This window comes from Fenollaria sporofastidiosus (genome assembly GCF_943169635.2).
Lineage (GTDB): Bacteria > Bacillota > Clostridia > Tissierellales > Peptoniphilaceae > Fenollaria > Fenollaria sporofastidiosus.
On record NZ_OW968186.1, the window covers coordinates 1,096,633 to 1,114,236 of the forward strand.

Sequence of the window (17,604 nt, forward strand, 5' to 3'; positions counted from 1 at the left end):
TTTTCACGTATATTTGGTATAATATAATGTATATGATAAGTATTTTACATTTAGAAAGGGTGTAAGTTTTGAAAGATTTATACGAAGTTTTAGAGATAGAGTCAACTGCGACTGAAGCAGAGATAAAAACTCAATATAGAAAGCTTGCAAAGAAGTATCATCCAGACCTTAATCCTGGAGACAAAGAAGCTGAAGCAAGGTTTAAGGAGATATCTGCTGCTTATGAAGTCTTGGGTAATGCTGAGAAGAGAAAACAGTATGATACATATGGCGAGTCGATGTTTCAAAATGCTGGAGCGGGTGCTGGTGGATATGGAGGCTTCTCTGATGATATATTTGGAGACATCTTTGATATATTTGGCGGCGGCTTCGGAGGCTTTTCATCATCAGCTGCACAAAGTAAAAGGCCTATGTATGGAGAGGACGTTAGGTATAACCTTACTATAGAACTAGAAGATGTTCTCAATGGTACTCAAAGAGAGATAGAGATAGACAGAGTAGAAGAGTGCTCACAATGTCACGGAAGCGGAGCAAAGGATAAGGACAGTAAGAAGACATGTACGACATGCTCTGGTAGAGGCACTATTAGAAAAGAGAAGAGAACGGCATTTGGAGTCTTCATTCAAAGTGATGTGTGCCCCGACTGCCACGGAACAGGAGAGATAATTACTGAGGAGTGTCCACACTGCCATGGCAATGGTACTGAAAAGAAAAAGAAAAAGATTATTGTCAATGTGCCAAAGGGTGTTCGTGAAGACAGCGTTATCAGCATAAGAGGCGAAGGTAGCGTTGGCAAGAATGGCGGACCAAATGGCGACCTAAACGTTTACATCGACATAAGAGAGAACAAAAAATTTAAAAGAAGCGGCGATGATTTATATACAAGCGTTAGCATAAATTATTTGCAAGCAGTTTTAGGTGATCAGATTGAAGTCGATACGCTTGATGGCAAGGTGAAGCTTAATATACCTGAAGGAACTCAAAGTCATACGAAGTTTAAAATTGCGGGCAAGGGTTTATATCCACTTCACAAAAACTATAGATGCGATTTATATGTTGTAGTCAAGGTTGATGTGCCAAAGAATTTGACTAATGAACAAAAAGAATCCTTAATAAAGCACTTTAAGGATATGAATTTTGATTATGAGCCTAAGAAAAAATCATTTTTTGAAAAAATAAAAGAAAAGCTATAGGAGTTAAAATGAATTATAGAGAAATTAAATTAAAATTTAAAAAAGAATATGAAGAAAGGGTCGAAATTTTCTTATCTGACCTTGGTATTGACAACATGGCTATAGAAGATCCAGACGATTTAAAGATATTCCAAGAAAGACAAAATGCTTGGGACTTATATGATGACGACCTAATAAAATTAGAACAAGGTTATATAAGATTTACCATCTACTTAGATGACATTTCTGACAACGACGAGAGAGAAGCTAAGATTAAGGCTCATATTGAAGAGCTTGGAGGAGAATTTACTAAGGAAATTATTGACGACAGTGATTGGCAAAACAATTGGAAAAAATTCTTTAAGATTTTAAAGCCAAACAAAACTATAGTCATAGTTCCAACATGGGAAAAGTATGAAAAGAAAGATGGAGAAGAGATCATTAAATTAGAGCCAGGCATGGCATTTGGAACTGGCTCACACGAAACAACAGCTTTATGCATAAAGAAGCTTGAGGAGTATATGAAGCCTCACATGAAAGTTCTTGACATAGGTACAGGAAGCGGCATACTATCAATCGCAGCATCAAAGCTAGGTGCAAGCGAAGCTCTAGGTGTTGATATAGATCCAATGAGCGTCTACATTGCTAACGAAAATAAAAAGCTAAACGAGGTTACAAATGTAAACTTCATAGTTGGAGATCTACTTTCAAAGGTTAAGGACAAGTATGATATAGTAGTTTCAAATATACTTGCAGAAGTCATAGTTACAATGACAGGAGATCTAAACAAGTTTTTAAACAAGGACGGAATTTTTATATCTTCAGGAATATTAAAAGTGAAGTCAGCCATGGTTATCGATTCACTTGAAGCTAATGGCTTTGACATAATAGATGTAGAAGACCAAAATGAATGGACTTCAATCGTAGCTAAACATGCATAGATTTTTCGCACAAAGAAAGGCTGGGGACCTTTTATACTTAGTAAAAGAAGATATAAAGCACTTTAAGGATGTCTTAAGGATAAAAGATGACGAAGAGGTTGAAGTTTATATTGATGGTAGTGGTTATATAGCTATACTAAACTCATATGCAAAGGACGAATTATCTCTAAAAATAATTTCAGAGATAAAGGAACAATATGAACCCAATATAAAAATAACTTTATTTCAATCTCTGGTAAAGTCTGACAAGATGGACTTTATCATTCAAAAGGCTATAGAGATGGGTGTTTACTCGATAGTTCCTATCGAAACTAAGAGGTCTATTGTCAAGAAAAAGGATATCAAAGATAAAAAACTAGAGAGGTATAAAAACATCGCTAAGGCGGCAGCTATGCAGTCAAAAAGAGAGTTTATACCAAGCGTAGCTGACGCGATAAAGTTTGATGAAGCAAAAGAAATTTTAGATAGTTTTGATCTTGTTTTAATCGCGTATGAAGATGAAATTGAACATAGCATAAAGGATTTTGAAATCAAAGATAAAAAAAATATCGCCATCATTGTAGGACCTGAGGGCGGCTTCGACATAAGTGAAGTTGATGAGCTTAAGAGATGCGGCTACAAATCCATTAGCATGGGCAAAAGAATACTCAGAGCAGAGACAGCACCAATAGCACTCCTTACTATGCTTTACTATGAATACAACGGAAGTGGTCTTTTATGATGAAGGTTTATGTACAAAACTTGGGCTGCAAGGTAAATTTATATGAGGCACAAGCGATAAAAAATTCCTTTGAGCAAAGAGGTTATGAGGTTAAGGAAGACTTTGATGATATAGATGTTTACGTAATTAATACATGCACTGTTACAAACAAATCGGACTCAAAGTCGAGACAGATGATATCAAAGGTCAAGAAGAAGAATCCTGACGCTATAGTAATAATTTGTGGCTGCTACAGCCAAATCAACTCTAAAGAGATTGAAGAGATGGATATAGCTGACATCATAGTCGGCACACAAGGCAGAAACAAGATAGTAGATTATCTAGAAGAGTACTTAGATCTTGGAGTAAAGAAAAATTATGTCGAGGATAATATTGACAAAAACTACGAGGAGCTTCTCTTTGATAAAAATTTCGATAGTACTAGAGCCTTTATCAAGATAGAGGACGGCTGCAACAATTTTTGCTCATATTGTATAATACCATATGCAAGGGGCAGAGTTCGTTCAAGAGATGCTTCTAGCATAATAAAAGAGATTACTTCATTAGCTAGTGATGGATATAAAGAATTCGTTATTACAGGTATACAGATTACTGATTACGAAGATGATGATATCGATCTAATAAAACTATTAGAGATGATAGATGAAGTCCCAGGTGTAGAAAGAGTAAGACTTGGTTCAATACAGCCAAAACTGTTGAAAGACGAAACAGTAGAGAGGCTTGCTAGGCTTAAACATTTGCAGCATCAGTTTCACTTATCACTTCAAAGCGGCTCAAACAAAATACTTAAGCTTATGAACAGAAAGTACACACGAGAAGACTACATTGAAAACACTACAAAGATATATAAGGCTATGCCAGATTCATCCATAACTACAGACATCATAGTTGGTTTTCCTGGGGAAGATGACGATGATTTTAAGGAGTCCATAGACATAGTTAAAAAAGTAAATTTTTTAAAGGTTCATGTATTTAGATACTCAAGGCGTAAGGGTACAAAAGCTTATGACATGGAAGGCCAAGTGCCTGAGAGCGTTAAAAAAGACAGAGCTGAACTTTTAGAAGGCTATCAAGAAGCATCAAAACATATATTTATAAATAAGTTTATTGGTGAAGACTTTGAAGTTTTGTTTGAGGAGAACAAGGATGATTGCTATGAAGGCTACACATCTAATTACATTAGAGCCTACCTAAAAACTGATGAAGAGCTTCACAATAAAATATTAAAGGTTAAAGCGGTAGAAACATATAAAGATGGAATATTAGTAGAAAGGATTTGATCTAATGGATTGTTTATTTTGTAAAATTATAGAAGGCACTATACCTTCTGAGAAAATTTATGAAGACGATATGATGCTATGCTTCAAAGACATCAACCCAACATGTCCAGTGCATGTTCTTATGATACCTAAGAAACATATTGCATCCCTTGACGATCTTAAAGAGGGAGATGAAGAAGTAATCTCTCACATGATGCTTAAGGTTAAAGAGATTGCTAAGACTATGGGCCTTGCTAATGGATACAGACTTGTTATCAATACAGGCGAGGATGGACAACAAAGTGTTAAGCACCTACACATGCACTTAATAGGCGGCAGAAAGTTAAATTGGCCTGCAGGTTAAATCAAGAAAAATAGCAAAAAAAGATTAAAAAAGCCTTGAAAATACTTTAGATTTGTTGTATAATATCTTTAGCTTAGTCATAAATGATAGTAATTGTTTTATGAGGGGAGGGATACTATGACAGAAATAAGAGTTAGAGAAGACGAATCACTTGATAATGCACTTAAGAGATTCAAAAGATCATGCGCAAGATCAGGCGTCTTAGGAGAAGTTAGAAAAAGAGAACACTATGAAAAACCAAGTGTAAGACGTAAATTAAAATCTGAAGCAGCTAGAAGGAAAAAACATCAAAAGTTTTAATTTAATTTTATTTGAAAAGATAGAAGGTGTATGATGTCCCTTAAAAACGAACTTAAAAGTAGATATATAGAATCTATGAAAAATAAAGATACAATCATTAAAAACACTATCATGATGGTTAACTCAGCTATAAAACAAGTTGAAGTTGATCAAAGAAAAGAACTAAGTGATCAAGACATTATAGCAATTATACAAAAGCAAATAAAAGAAAAGAAAGGCGCTATGGCTGAATTTGAACAAGGCCATAGAGCTGATTTAGTCGAACAGACACAAAAAGAAATAGAAATTCTTATGGAGTACGTACCAAAGGAACTTTCTGAAGAAGAGATTAAAAGTATAATCAGTGATACTTGCAAAGAACTTGAAGACAAAGGAGCAAACTTTGGCTTAGTTATGAAGACTGTTATGTCAAAAGTTAAAGGCAGGGCAGACGGATCATTGGTTACAAATCTTGTTAAAGAATATCTAGCCGGTGCAAAGTAGCATCGGTTTTTTCTTGTGATAGAGATTAACTATCACGGCAATTTATATAAAGGGAGGATATTATGAAATTTGTAAAAACTTTAAGCAAAAGAAACTTATTAAAAACAGCTAAGCACGGCGGATGCGGTGAATGCCAAACTTCATGTCAATCAGCTTGTAAGACATCTTGTACAGTTGGAAACCAAAAGTGCGAAAATAAGAAAAATCATAAATAGACTTTGATGTACGATACTAATTTAATACATAAGTTTTATCTAAACGATAAGTATGTAATCTTAGATGTCTATAGTGGTGCTGTACACGTAGTAGATGAGATTATATATGACTTAGTTGATTACATGGAAGCTGGACTTGACGAAGCTTTAGCGAAGCTATCTACTAAGTATGAAGCTTGTGATATTAAAACTGCTTTTAAAGAAGTAGAGGAATTACACAAAGAAGATTTGTTATTTACTGCTCCTATAGAGGCTACTCAATTGGACTTAAGTAAATACAACATAGTAAAAGCTCTTTGCCTTCATGTTTCACATGACTGCAACCTTAGATGCAAGTACTGCTTTGCCTCTCAAGGCGATTTTAAAGGTAAAAGAGAACTTATGAGCACAGAAGTAGGTAAGAAAGCTTTAGACTTTTTAGTTCAAAACTCTGGCAACAGAAGGAACTTAGAGGTAGACTTCTTCGGAGGAGAACCACTAATGAACTTTGAGGTTGTTAAAGAACTTGTTACTTACGGAAGAAGCTTAGAAGAAAAATATAATAAGAATTTTAGATTCACTTTAACTACAAACTGCGTCTTGCTAGATGACGAGGTTATTGATTATTTGAATGAGAATATGTCAAACGTTGTTTTAAGTATAGACGGTAGAAAGTGCGTTAACGATGCGATGCGTCCGACTACCAATGGTAAGGGCTCATATGATTTAATCGTTCCAAAGATAAAGAAATTTGTCGATAAAAGAGGAGACAAAGACTACTATATTAGAGGTACGTTTACATCGGAAAACCTAGACTTCTCAAAAGACGTATTAGACTTCTACAACAATGGCTTTAAGAAGACTTCTATGGAACCTGTTGTAACAGATCAAAAGAAGTCTTATGCTATAAGACCAGAACATGTAGAAAGAATCAAAGAAGAGTATGAAAAGTTATCTAAAGAATACATCAAGATAAAAAGAGAAGATGATGAATTTCTATTCTTCCACTTTATGATTGACCTTGATCAAGGACCATGCTTAATCAAAAGAGCTGTAGGTTGTGGAGCAGGTTGTGAATACCTAGCTGTTACACCTAAGGGCGACTTGTATCCATGTCATCAGTTTGTAGGTGAAGAACAGTTTAAGATTGGCAACGTTTATGCTGGCGTTACAAAAACTGAATTAAGAGAAGAATTTAAGAAATCTAATGTATTTAATAAAAAAGACTGCCAAACATGCTGGGCTAAGTTCTACTGCTCAGGTGGCTGTCATGCTAACTCTTACTACAATACAGGCGATATTAACGGTGTATTTGAAATAGGCTGTGAGTTAGAAAGAAAAAGAATAGAATGTGCAATATCAGTTATTGCAAATTTAGATTAGGAGGCCAAAATGAAAAAGTTAAGCACACTTAAGATTGTGATAACAGTCATTTTAATTGCCTGCTTCGGATTAGTAGCTGTATTTGGCTTTGACTTTGCTGGATACAAAATAAAGAGCGCTAAAGACTCAATTAACCTTGGTCTAGACCTAGCTGGTGGGGTATATGTACTTCTTGAAGCTGATACAGACAAAACAGGTGAAGAACTTAGCAAAGCTATGGAACAATCTAGGGCAATTATTCAACAAAGAGTTGACGGTTTAGGAATTTCTGAACCTAACATATCTATAGAAGGTTCAAACAGAATCTCTATCGAACTAGCAGGTGCTAAGAATGCACAAGACGCTATAGAAACTATAGGTAAGACAGCTCAACTACAATTTATCGATCCAGATAATAATGTAATTTTAACAGGTAAAAACATTAAAGAATCAAAAGTTGTTTATACACAAGACAACTTAGGTAAGTCAACACCAGTAGTTTCAATGGAGTTTGACGAAGAAGGAACTAAAAAATTCGCTGATGCTACAACTAAGCTATATAACGAAACAGTTCCTGAAAAGAAAATCCTAAAGATAGTTCTAGACGGTGAAGTTATTTCTGCACCTATAGTACAAAATTCACCAATAACAGATGGTAAACCTATCATCGAAGGTGGATCAAAAGGTTTCTCAGTTGAAGAAGCATCTAAACTAGCTACATTAATCAGAGCCGGTGCACTTCCTATTGAATTAAAAGAAGTTAGATCAGAAATCATCGGAGCTTCATTAGGTATTGGTGCATTCCATAATTCAATGATGGCTATAATTATCTCAATACTACTAATCAGTTTATTATTAATCGTAGTATATAGAATACCAGGCATAGTAGCATCAATTTCGCTTATCGCATACACACTACTAGTTTTACTAGCATTCATAGTGTTCCACATCAAGTTGTCACTACCAGGTATATGCGGTTTGCTATTATCAATAGGTATGGCGGTAGATGCTAACTGTATCATCTACGAAAGAATTAGGGAAGAATTACTTAACGGTAAGACAGTAAGATCAGCAGTTGATGCAGGCTTTAAGAAAGCCATCGCTACTATCATGGACTCAAACATCACAACTATCATTGCAGGTGTTGTACTTTATGTATACGGTATCGGTTCAATCAGAGGCTTTGGTATTACACTTATCATAGGTATAGTAATTTCATTATTGACAGCAGTTGTATTGACAAAATTCTTACTAAAGAACTTTGCTCAAATTACATCTAACGAAAATAAAAAGGCATATGGAGCATAGGAGGTAAATATGATTAATTTTAACAAATTGAAAAAGTTTTTTGCTCCAATACCATTTATAGTTATCATCGCAGGTATCATCGGATTCTGCATCAACGGTTTTAACTATGGTATCGACTTCTCAGGTGGTACTATCATGAGAGTCAATGCTGGACAATTTATTGAAGAAGCAAAAGTATATGATATAGTTAATAAAGTAGACAGTGGAGCAAGCGTTGTTTATGCGGGAGCTAACAAAGAAACTATTGTTATTAAGTCTACGCTAGCTTTAACAAACGAACAAAAGAATCAAATCAGCCGTGCATTCGAAGAAGAATACAAGGTTGACAGAAACAACATCGAAGATACAACAACAGGACCATCAGTAAGTAGAGAAATAAGACAAAAGGCTGTTATATCCATCATCATCGCATCAATCTTAATGCTTATCTATGTAACATTTAGATTTGAGTGGAAGTATGGTGTTGCAGCAGTATTTGCTCTTATAGTTGACGTTCTTGTTATAGTAAGCACATATGGTATCTTTAACCTACAAATCGATTCATCACTAATCGCAGCAGCATTAACTATCGTAGGTTATTCAATCAACGCAACTATAGTTATCTTTGATAGATTCAGAGAAAACAAAAGAATGTACCCAAGGATGGAAAACTCTGAACTAATCGAGTCATCACTTAACTCAACATTCAGAAGAACAGTTCTTACAACAGTAACTACACTTATCGCAGTTGTTGTTTTATACATCCTAGGAGGCCATGTAATCGAAGCACTATGTATACCACTACTTGTTGGTATCATTGAAGGTATGATTTCATCTACATTCATTGCACCATACACATGGGGCTTACTAGAAAAGAACTTTGGTCACGGAGCTAAAGGTAAGAGAGCTTAATTAATTTATATAAGGGGAGACTTTAAGTCTCCTTTATTTTTTGTTTATTTTTAATATAGTAATATAATTATGGTGTTTTGGGTATCAATGTATCAGGTAAGTGAATTATAAAGTACATTAGTATAAGTAATTTTTATATCATAAGGAGGTTATTATGACAGAGATTTTAAAAGGTAAGCCAGTTGCCGACATGATTAAGGCTGACATGACAAAGAAGATTGAGGATTTTCGTGCTAAAGGCATTGCGCCAAAGATTGCTATAGTTAGACTAGGCGAGGATGCAAGCGACATATCATATGAAAAGGCAATACTAAAGGTTAGTGCAAACTTAAACATTGATTCTGAAGTGTTCAACATTCCTAGAGAGTCAACAACTGAAGAACTTCTTGCACTTATGGACAAGCTAAATAATGACAAGAAGATACATGGCATCTTAGTATTTAGACCACTTCCTAAGCAAATAGACGCTGAAAAGGTTGCAAACTTTATCAATCCTTATAAGGACATTGACTGCATGAATCCAATGAACCTAGAAGCAATATTTGAAGGCAAGAAGGACAGCTTTGAACCTGCTACACCTAGAGCTGCTGTTGAGATATTAGGCAGAACAGGATATGATTACACAGGTAAAAACGTTGTTATAATCAATCGTTCAATGGTAGTTGGCAAGCCACTTGCTATGATGCTTCTTAATGAGAACGCAACAGTTACTATCTGCCACTCAAAGACAAAGGATCTAAAGGCTGTTTGCAAGAATGCTGACGTAGTATTCACTGCACTTGGCAGAGCTAAGATGTTTGATAAGTCTTACTTCAATGAAGACTCTATAATCATAGATGTTGGAGTAAGTATGGACAAGGAAGGCAAGATATCGGGAGACGCTGACTATGATAATCTTCTTGACTATGTAGCAAAGATAACACCAGTACCTGGTGGAGTTGGAAGCATCACAACAACTATACTACTTAATCAAGTATTGAAGGCAGTAGAAAAACAAAATAAATAGTTAGATGCAAATAAAAAGTGCTAAGCAAAAATTTTGCTTAGCACTTTTTTGTATCTCAATATATTATGGTAATATCTTTACATCGCCATCGTCTTCGCTTCCTGTATCGTTGTTGTTATTGTGATGTTTGTTATTATTGTCACTGTTATTGTTATTATTTCTGTTGGTAATATCTGTTATTATATCGCTCCAATCAACAGTTTCATCAGGATTGTTTAAATCAATGCCATGATCTTTGTTGTAGTTATCTAAGTCTTCTTGAGTGTCTGATGCAGTAGGTGGGTAGTAGCTGAAGTCCTTAGGTATTATACCGTTGTGTTCGGCAGGATTATAAGCAGGATTTAGAGCAGTGAATACTTTTGTGATTCTTAGGTTTTCTGGTGTAAACTCTGTAGCAAGCTTGTTGTTTTCGGAGTTAACTTCTAAAGATACATGCACATCACAAACATCTTTAGGCTCGGTACCTTTTGCGAATATCTCTTGCCTTACAACGCCTCTTGGGTCTGATGAGCACAGCTCATTTGGTTTCTTTCCTGACTTAGTGCATACATACGCCTTAACTATGCCTTCAGGCTCTGTAAATTGTGGCTTGCTTTCTTTGCCTTCGTGTATCTTTGTCATTATGTGGCCCCAAAGTTTTGCTGCTAGCCAAGAGTTTTGAGTTATGGTAATCTTTGGTGAGTCGTTACCCATCCATGTAGCAGCTGCGTAGTAATTAGTGAAGCCAACAAACCAAAAGTCTGCGTTGTAGTCAGTAGTACCAGTCTTACCAGCACTTGCTTGTCCCTTAAGAACAGCGTTGCCACCAGTGTGTTCGTAGGCTGTTGATCTAAGTATATCCTTCATTACATATGCGATTTGTGGACTAACAACTCTTCTTTGCTTTGGTTCTTTCTCAAGAACAACGTTGCCGTCCTTGTCTAAGACCTTTGTATATATAATTGGTTCGTTATAAACACCATCGTTAGCTATAGCGCTGTAGGCTGCTGTCATATCTAGAGGGCTCACACCCTTAGTCATACCACCAAGTGCTAGAGAAGCTAAGTTCTCGTCGTTGTGAGTTTTGTTTTCACTCGATTCAATAAAGTTATCCCTAGATGGATCATCTTCATTTATTATACCTAAAAGCTTTAGATACTTAAGAGATGTTTTAATACCAATCTTCTTTAATGTTCTTGCTGAACTTACGTTGATAGAGTAGATCAGAGACTCTCTTAGCGTTGTTATACCTTTAAAGCCAGTGTAAACGTTGTTTGGCCATACCTTGCCATCAGCTGTAATCATAGGTAGGTCAAGGATTGGAGTTGCGGCAGTGTAACCGTTATCTAAAGCTGGCAAATATACTGCAAGCGGCTTTATCGATGAACCTGGTTGTCTTGCTGTATCAGTTGCTCTGTTTAGTATTCTTGATCCCTTTACATCACGGCCACCAATCATTGCAACTATGTGACCAGTTCTGTAGTCCATAACAACAGTTGCAGATTGTGGCTGAACAAGACCAGATTTATTAGTGTAGAAGTACTCTGGACTAATAAGTAGATTACCAGCTTCATCTTGCTTGTAGAACTTATCGTTTGTTTTAAAGAATTCTCCCTTGATTATAAAGTTGTGCTTTGCCTGTCTTAAGTAGTAAGTATCTGGCACTGCAAGACCGCCAACTCTGTGAGTTAGAAGGTTCTTTGCATCATCGATAGAGTAGAAGTCTTGTATATCACTTGATTTCTTGTAGGCATATATTCTTGGACTTGTGATATTAAGGTCGCCGTTTTCACTGATTGCGTACTCAGACTTCGGTATTATAAGGAAGCCATCTTCAGTAAGAAGATTAGATCTCTTGTAGTAGACCATGTTGCCGTTTTTGTCAATGATGTTACCTGCACTGTCAAGGTTTCTATCAACAAGTATAGGCGCTTTGTACCTTGATACGTCACCTAAAAGTATGCCGTTGAAGTTTCTATTAACTTCGTCAAGATCCTTTTGCACCTTAGTGTCAATGGTTGAGTATATTCTAAGACCGCCTGTAAATAATCTCTCTTGAGCTTTTTGCTTAGTGATTTGGTATTTTTCCATCAAATCGTGAACAACTTGATTCTTGACATAATCACTTGCGTAGCTTGTAATCTCAGCTTCTTTCTTTTCGCTAGGCTTTAGGCTAGAAGCAACATCAAAGTTTATAGCTTCGTCATATTGATCCTTAGTAATTTTACCAAGTTCAAGCATCTTCTTAAGTATTGTTCTTTGTCTTTTAACAGATTTATTGTTAAAGACAAGGATGTACTTTTCACCAAGAATTTCAGTTTCGCCAATCTTTTGCATAGTATTCTCGTCATACTTAAGAGGAGTAACCCTGTAGAATGGTTGGTAAATGTTAGGACCTTTAACTATGCCTGCAAGCAAAGCCGCTTGAGCGATGTTTATCTCGTCAACATTCTTAGAGAAGTATGTTCTCGAAGCTTCTTGCACGCCGTAGGAGTTTTGTCCCAAAGAAATCATATTTAAGTAAGACTCAAGAATTTGATCCTTGCTAAGCTTAGTCTCCAAGTTTAGAGCAAGGTATATTTCTTTTAACTTTCTAGTAAGAGTTTGCTCGTTAGACAAGAATGTATTTTTGATTAGCTGCTGAGTGATAGTTGACGCACCACGTACAACACCACCGGCTTTAAAGTTCTCGTAAAGAGATGACAAGATACCCTTAGGGTCTATACCAGGGTGCTCGTAGAATCTTTCGTCTTCTATACTAATGAAAGCATCCTTTAGATACTGAGGAACCTTGCTTAGCTTAACAAAGGTTCTGTATTCAGCAGTTTCAATTTTCTCAATTAAATTATTATCCTTATCATAGATAAGAGACGTCTCTTCAAAGCCACTGTTGATTGAGTATGGATCAATCTCAGGGGCAGTGCTAAGTATATTTACAAAAGCAAGGCCTACAGTGCCAGCAAACAAAGTTAAGGATATAAGCACAGTCATAAGCGATATGACAAGTAGCTTCTTTAGCGTAAACCTCGGCTTTCTTCTACGTTTATAATTAGACATATAATCACTCCTAATACAAATGTATACTTGTATTATACCACATATTGCGGGATTTGACATATATTTTGAAAAATATTATTTTAAACGAGGCATTTGTGCTATAATAAAGAAAATATTACACTTAAATTATATAAGGAGATACAGATGATAAGGACAAAGAAGAATCCATTTCATGCTAAGAACGTCTACATAGACTTTGACCTTGAAGATATTGATGCCATAGCCTCTGGTGCATTTAAAGAGATAAGTAAGACCTATCACGCACCACTACAGATGATGCTAGATAGTGAGGACGATCCTAAGAAGAGAGACTTTATTAAAGAGTGCGGCTTTAAGAAGATGAGGACCTGCTATAGTATGACAGTTAGAAAAGACAGCCTCATCAGTAGGGATGCAAGCAAAGCTAAGATTTCACATGCAAGAGAAGGCGAGGCTATATATGAAGAGCTTGCAAAGTGCTACTATGCTTATTATAAGAAGACACATGAGAGCATAAATCCGTTGACGGTAGACTTTGATACTTTTAAAGAGGTCTTGACTAAAGACGTTTATTATAACATGGAAGATGAAACTGCACTTGCCTTTGTAGAAGATGACGAGATAGCATACGTATATGCATCAAAGCCTCAAGAAGCTTCCGGCTTTTATATAAGCCTTTGCGAAAAGCTCTTTAATGATTATGAACAGATATACTTCGAAGCAGACGATGTAGACGCAAGCGCGATTGAACTAAAGAAACTCTTTAAAGATGGAGTTGATGAGATAACAGAGACGTGGGTTTATAGTATAGCTGATGAGTAAAGATAAGATATATTAAATGAGCTTTGCAAATACTTAGCTCAAAGTTTTGTAAAGAGCATGTCGGATAGACTTCGCGTTAAAGGCATAGAACACAATGATGTTTAGTGCATATATATGTTTAGAGCAGTATTAAAAATTGAGATACCACTTTTAACTATGTACGAGTTATTATTACCATTTGCTGACAAGGGTCTATCATGGCTCTTGCCATCTATAGGCGCAATTGTGCTTATGAAAGTCTTTGATCTAGTGACAAAGAAAAAGGCATATTAAAATATTGCTTACAACAAAGGGTGCTTTATTGAATAATTAATTTAAACATAGCGTAGATGATGAATAATTGTCTACGCTATATATTTATCTATAATAAATATTTTGACATTTAAGCATGCCTTTGGTATAATTACAAAGAGGTGCTATATGGAAAGAGCGATTATATATACAATTGAATTTGACTCAAAGACTGATGAGTATCTTGACGAACTTGAAGCGCTTCTTGAGGCATGCGACGCCGAGGCTATAGTCAGAGTGAAACAAAGTAAGGACGTACTCAACCCTCGCACGTATATGGGCAAGGGTAAGCTTAACGAGATTAAAACGCTTATTGAGGCTAATGACATCGACTTACTTGTTGTTAATGATGAGCTAAGTGGTATTCAAACAAGAAACTTGGAGGATGAGCTTGACATTAAGGTTGTTGACAGGACCAATCTTATCTTGGATATATTTGCTCTGAGGGCTGAAACTGTTGAGGCAAAGCTGCAAGTAGAGCTTGCTCAGCTTTCGTATAGGCTTCCAAGGCTTGTAGGTATGAACAACTACCTATCAAGAGAGGGCGGTGGCATCGGTACAAGAGGTCCCGGTGAGCAAAAGCTTGAAACTGACAGGCGTCATATACAAGAGCAGATTGACAGAATCAAAAACAAGCTAAAAGAAGCTCAAAAGTCGAGGGAAAACATCTCTAGAAAGAGAAATGAGAGCGAAATACCATATGTAAGCATCATCGGTTACACTAACTGTGGCAAGTCTACTATACTAAACAGTATGATTAGACTCTCAGAAAGTGGTGCAAGGGAAGTTTTAGCTAAGGATATGCTCTTTGCAACTTTGCAAACTTTTGTAAGAAAGATAAAGTTTTCTAGTGGATCTGAATTTATCGCTTCAGATACTGTAGGTTTTGTTTCGAATTTGCCAACAAAGCTGGTAGAAGCGTTCAAAGGTACACTTGAGGAGCTAAAGTATGCAGATTTAATCTTGCACGTAGTTGATATATCTGATGAGAACATGCATCTTGAGATTGAGACGACTCTTGAACTTATGAAGTCTTTAGGGCTTATGGACAAGAGGGTCTTAAGAGTATATAATAAGGTAGATAAACTTGACGAGCAAAGAAGGGCGTCTTTGAAGGATACAGATGACATTATCTACATCTCGGCAAAAGATGACGAAGATGTTAAAAAGCTTATAGACAAGATCGAGTCAATAATCAAAGATGATCACAAAGAAGTGATTATGAGAGTTCCGTTCAAGGACAGCGCTCTTGTTGACAGGCTTAAAAAGAGCTATGCCGTTGAGGTTACAAAGTACGACGAAGCTTCGATGTACATAAAAGTGAAGCTTTCTCAAAAAGATTACAATAAATATAAAGAATATGTGTGCGAATAAAGAGTACAGGTCGGTTCTGGGCCTTGTTAGCGCCGAGGATTTGATAAATAAATCAAAGTTTATAGCTCACACAAAGCACGTGACTAGCGAAGAAGAGGCTAGTAATTTTATCTCTGAGATGAAAGAAAAGTATAAGGACGCAACACACAATGTCAGCGCTTATATTATCAACGGTGCGATTCCTATAAAACGCTACGATGAAGATGGAGAGCCGCAAGGTTCATCTGCAAGACCCATACTAGGCGTTATGGAGATGGAGGGCCTCTCAAACATCGTTTGTGTTGTAACTAGGTACTTTGGAGGGATTAAGCTTGGAGTAGGTGGCCTTGTAAGAGCTTACTCTGGTGCATTTAAAAAGAGCATAGAAGATCAAATTTATGACTATGGAAGCTTTCTTAAGTACAGGCTGAGATTCCCATATTCAGAGCTTGACAAAATTAAGAATCATCTATCACATACTGTTTATGATTTAGATAATTTAGAATACATGGAAAATATTAGTGCCGACATATATATAAAGGAAGAAGATAGCAAGGAGCTTTTAGAGACGCTAAAAAACCTTGCTAATCGCGAGCTCGAATATGAGTTTGTAGATGAAGATATATGTGCACATATAGACAAAAGGATCGTGAAATAATTGAAAGATTATGAAAAGATAGTTCAAGATATGGTATCTTGGTTAAGAGATAAAAGGGACAAGACTGGCTTAAAAGGAGCAGTTTTCGGGCTTTCAGGGGGTGTTGACTCAGCTGTAGTTGCCGCTCTTTCTAAGCTTGCCTTTGGTGATGATCACTTAGCTATAGTGATGCCAATACATTCACTCAAAGAGGATGAAGTAGATGCAAAATTACTAGCAGATAAGCTAGGCATCAAAACTACCAGAGTTGACCTAACAAGCACATATGATGACTTTGTTAAAAATGCCAAGGCAGAAAGCTTTACAAAGATGAGTCTTTCTAATATAAAGCCGAGACTTAGGATGACTAACCTCTACTTATATGGACAGAATTTATCATATATGGTCTTAGGCTCATCAAATAAAAGTGAGTACCTAGTTGGCTACTTTACTAAGTGGGCAGACAGTGCTTGTGACGTATATCTACTTAGGGACTTTTACAAAAGCGAGGTATATGAACTAGCGAAGGTCTTAGGAGTACCTGATGAGATCATAAACAAAAAGCCATCAGCAGGACTATGGAAGGGTCAAAGTGACGAAGACGAGTTAGGAGTTTCGTATGACGATATAGAAAAGTATTTCGAGGGCGAGACTATTGACTCAGAAAAAGCAAAAAGAATACAAGCGCTATACAAGTCGACTCAGCATAAGAGAGACAGTATAGATTATTATAAAAAGTAAATTAATTTAGGAGGAATAAAATGTCAGGACATTCAAAATGGAAAACAATAAAGGCTAAGAAAGGTAAAGAAGACCAAAGAAGAGCCTCAGTATTTACAAAACTAGCTAGATACATTACTGTTGCAGTTAAGGAAGGTGGATCAAACCCAGAATTTAATCCATCATTAAAGTCAGCGATAGAAAAAGCTAAGGCTGAGAACATGCCTAACGACAACATTGAAAGAGCTATCAAGAAAGGTGAAGGCTCAGAAGGCGATGCAAACTACGAAAACGTTGTATACGAAGGCTACGGAGTTGGTGGAGTTGCAGTTATAGTTGACTGCTTAACAGACAACAGAAACAGAACAGCATCAGACGTAAGACACGCTTTTGATAAACATGGCGGAAATTTAGGAACAACAGGCTGCGTATCATATCTATTCGATAAGAAAGGTTTTATCGCTATAGAAAATGACGGATCAGTTGATGAAGACACTCTAACAATGGACGCAATAGATTTAGGAGCAGAGGATTTCAAAGCATACGAAGAAGGCTTCGAAATATATACAGCCGTTGAAGACTTTAACCAAGTGGTAGAAGGACTAAAGGACAGAGGCTACAAGCTAAGTGTTTTTGAAATATCCAATATACCACAAACAACAGTTAAGCTTGATGAAGAACAAGCAATCAAGTTTGAAAAGATGGTTGACGAACTAGAAGAGTCTGACGACGTTCAAAGCGTTTCACACAACTTAGAAGATTAAC

Annotated in this window: 19 protein-coding genes; 18 read left to right on the plus strand and 1 reads right to left on the minus strand. The window is 36.3% G+C overall.

Going from position 1 to position 17,604, the window contains the following annotated elements:
• Positions 1–68: 68 nt before the first annotated feature.
• The 12 genes from dnaJ (at position 69) to KO172_RS05340 (ending at position 10,001) form a co-directional block, all read left to right on the plus strand.
• Positions 69–1,193, plus strand: a complete 1,125-nt coding sequence (gene dnaJ / locus KO172_RS05285; protein ID WP_215492470.1) for a molecular chaperone DnaJ — start codon at positions 69–71, stop codon at positions 1,191–1,193.
• A gap of 8 nt (positions 1,194–1,201) precedes the next feature.
• Entirely contained in the window at positions 1,202–2,113 is a 912-nt protein-coding gene (gene prmA, locus KO172_RS05290) for a 50S ribosomal protein L11 methyltransferase (protein ID WP_215492471.1), read from the plus strand.
• Complete coding sequence (locus tag KO172_RS05295; protein WP_215492472.1) at positions 2,106–2,834, plus strand: RsmE family RNA methyltransferase; 729 nt, start codon at positions 2,106–2,108, stop codon at positions 2,832–2,834. The genes prmA and KO172_RS05295 overlap by 8 nt, the downstream gene beginning before the upstream one ends.
• On the plus strand, positions 2,831–4,114 hold the full coding sequence (mtaB, locus tag KO172_RS05300; RefSeq protein WP_215492473.1) for a tRNA (N(6)-L-threonylcarbamoyladenosine(37)-C(2))-methylthiotransferase MtaB: 1,284 nt from the start codon (positions 2,831–2,833) through the stop codon (positions 4,112–4,114). Before KO172_RS05295 ends, mtaB begins: the two co-directional genes overlap by 4 nt.
• A 4-nt stretch (positions 4,115–4,118) precedes the next feature.
• Positions 4,119–4,457, plus strand: coding sequence for a histidine triad nucleotide-binding protein (locus KO172_RS05305; RefSeq protein ID WP_215492474.1), 339 nt, complete (start codon positions 4,119–4,121; stop codon positions 4,455–4,457).
• A gap of 117 nt (positions 4,458–4,574) precedes the next feature.
• Positions 4,575–4,757, plus strand: coding sequence for a 30S ribosomal protein S21 (gene rpsU / locus KO172_RS05310; protein ID WP_019213754.1), 183 nt, complete (start codon positions 4,575–4,577; stop codon positions 4,755–4,757).
• A 75-nt stretch (positions 4,758–4,832) separates the two neighbouring features.
• Positions 4,833–5,240 carry a GatB/YqeY domain-containing protein gene (locus tag KO172_RS05315; protein ID WP_251320123.1) on the plus strand — a complete coding sequence of 136 codons (408 nt, stop codon included), beginning with the start codon at positions 4,833–4,835 and terminating at the stop codon, positions 5,238–5,240.
• 62 nt (positions 5,241–5,302) lie between these two features.
• Complete coding sequence (gene scfA, locus KO172_RS05320; RefSeq protein ID WP_019213752.1) at positions 5,303–5,455, plus strand: six-cysteine ranthipeptide SCIFF; 153 nt, start codon at positions 5,303–5,305, stop codon at positions 5,453–5,455.
• 6 nt (positions 5,456–5,461) lie between these two features.
• The gene (scfB, locus tag KO172_RS05325; protein WP_215492475.1) at positions 5,462–6,817 is read left to right on the plus strand and encodes a thioether cross-link-forming SCIFF peptide maturase; all 1,356 of its coding nucleotides are present in this window, start codon (positions 5,462–5,464) and stop codon (positions 6,815–6,817) included.
• 9 nt (positions 6,818–6,826) lie between these two features.
• Positions 6,827–8,104, plus strand: a complete 1,278-nt coding sequence (gene secD / locus KO172_RS05330) for a protein translocase subunit SecD (RefSeq protein WP_215492476.1) — start codon at positions 6,827–6,829, stop codon at positions 8,102–8,104.
• A 9-nt stretch (positions 8,105–8,113) separates the two neighbouring features.
• Positions 8,114–8,995, plus strand: a complete 882-nt coding sequence (gene secF, locus KO172_RS05335) for a protein translocase subunit SecF (protein WP_215492477.1) — start codon at positions 8,114–8,116, stop codon at positions 8,993–8,995.
• Positions 8,996–9,149: 154 nt separating this feature from the next.
• Positions 9,150–10,001: a bifunctional 5,10-methylenetetrahydrofolate dehydrogenase/5,10-methenyltetrahydrofolate cyclohydrolase gene (locus tag KO172_RS05340; RefSeq protein ID WP_215492478.1), complete on the plus strand. Its 852-nt coding sequence runs from the start codon at positions 9,150–9,152 to the stop codon at positions 9,999–10,001.
• A 63-nt stretch (positions 10,002–10,064) separates the two neighbouring features.
• On the opposite strand, the gene KO172_RS05345 is transcribed toward KO172_RS05340, so the two are convergent.
• On the minus strand, positions 10,065–13,037 hold the full coding sequence (locus KO172_RS05345) for a transglycosylase domain-containing protein (protein WP_215492479.1): 2,973 nt from the start codon (positions 13,035–13,037) through the stop codon (positions 10,065–10,067).
• 144 nt (positions 13,038–13,181) lie between these two features.
• Here KO172_RS05345 and KO172_RS05350 point away from each other — a divergent pair, with 144 nt between their 5' ends.
• The 6 genes from KO172_RS05350 to KO172_RS05375 all read left to right on the plus strand — a co-directional run bounded on the left by KO172_RS05350 (position 13,182) and on the right by KO172_RS05375 (position 17,603).
• Positions 13,182–13,838: a hypothetical protein gene (locus KO172_RS05350; protein WP_215492480.1), complete on the plus strand. Its 657-nt coding sequence runs from the start codon at positions 13,182–13,184 to the stop codon at positions 13,836–13,838.
• A gap of 114 nt (positions 13,839–13,952) precedes the next feature.
• Entirely contained in the window at positions 13,953–14,111 is a 159-nt protein-coding gene (locus tag KO172_RS05355; RefSeq protein ID WP_215492481.1) for a hypothetical protein, read from the plus strand.
• Between the two features lie 147 nt (positions 14,112–14,258).
• Positions 14,259–15,503: a GTPase HflX gene (hflX, locus tag KO172_RS05360; protein ID WP_215492482.1), complete on the plus strand. Its 1,245-nt coding sequence runs from the start codon at positions 14,259–14,261 to the stop codon at positions 15,501–15,503.
• A complete protein-coding gene (locus KO172_RS05365) occupies positions 15,490–16,140 on the plus strand; it encodes an IMPACT family protein (RefSeq protein WP_215492483.1) in 651 nt (216 codons plus the stop codon). The genes hflX and KO172_RS05365 overlap by 14 nt, the downstream gene beginning before the upstream one ends.
• Positions 16,141–16,860, plus strand: a complete 720-nt coding sequence (nadE, locus tag KO172_RS05370; protein ID WP_215492484.1) for an NAD(+) synthase — start codon at positions 16,141–16,143, stop codon at positions 16,858–16,860. It begins immediately after the preceding gene.
• Between the two features lie 20 nt (positions 16,861–16,880).
• Positions 16,881–17,603, plus strand: coding sequence for a YebC/PmpR family DNA-binding transcriptional regulator (locus KO172_RS05375; RefSeq protein WP_215492485.1), 723 nt, complete (start codon positions 16,881–16,883; stop codon positions 17,601–17,603).
• The last annotated feature ends 1 nt before the right edge of the window (position 17,604 follow it).

Coding starts and splice junctions, on each gene's coding strand:
- KO172_RS05350 (WP_215492480.1), top strand. CDS start 13,182: ATGATAAGGACAAAGAAGAATCCATTTCATGCTAAGAACGTCTACATA.
- KO172_RS05345 (WP_215492479.1), bottom strand. CDS start 13,037: ATGTCTAATTATAAACGTAGAAGAAAGCCGAGGTTTACGCTAAAGAAG.
- KO172_RS05340 (WP_215492478.1), top strand. CDS start 9,150: ATGACAGAGATTTTAAAAGGTAAGCCAGTTGCCGACATGATTAAGGCT.
- mtaB (WP_215492473.1), top strand. CDS start 2,831: ATGATGAAGGTTTATGTACAAAACTTGGGCTGCAAGGTAAATTTATAT.
- KO172_RS05365 (WP_215492483.1), top strand. CDS start 15,490: ATGTGTGCGAATAAAGAGTACAGGTCGGTTCTGGGCCTTGTTAGCGCC.
- hflX (WP_215492482.1), top strand. CDS start 14,259: ATGGAAAGAGCGATTATATATACAATTGAATTTGACTCAAAGACTGAT.
- KO172_RS05355 (WP_215492481.1), top strand. CDS start 13,953: ATGTTTAGAGCAGTATTAAAAATTGAGATACCACTTTTAACTATGTAC.
- scfA (WP_019213752.1), top strand. CDS start 5,303: ATGAAATTTGTAAAAACTTTAAGCAAAAGAAACTTATTAAAAACAGCT.
- secF (WP_215492477.1), top strand. CDS start 8,114: ATGATTAATTTTAACAAATTGAAAAAGTTTTTTGCTCCAATACCATTT.
- prmA (WP_215492471.1), top strand. CDS start 1,202: ATGAATTATAGAGAAATTAAATTAAAATTTAAAAAAGAATATGAAGAA.
- secD (WP_215492476.1), top strand. CDS start 6,827: ATGAAAAAGTTAAGCACACTTAAGATTGTGATAACAGTCATTTTAATT.
- scfB (WP_215492475.1), top strand. CDS start 5,462: ATGTACGATACTAATTTAATACATAAGTTTTATCTAAACGATAAGTAT.
- KO172_RS05295 (WP_215492472.1), top strand. CDS start 2,106: ATGCATAGATTTTTCGCACAAAGAAAGGCTGGGGACCTTTTATACTTA.
- rpsU (WP_019213754.1), top strand. CDS start 4,575: ATGACAGAAATAAGAGTTAGAGAAGACGAATCACTTGATAATGCACTT.
- KO172_RS05375 (WP_215492485.1), top strand. CDS start 16,881: ATGTCAGGACATTCAAAATGGAAAACAATAAAGGCTAAGAAAGGTAAA.
- KO172_RS05305 (WP_215492474.1), top strand. CDS start 4,119: ATGGATTGTTTATTTTGTAAAATTATAGAAGGCACTATACCTTCTGAG.
- KO172_RS05315 (WP_251320123.1), top strand. CDS start 4,833: ATGAAAAATAAAGATACAATCATTAAAAACACTATCATGATGGTTAAC.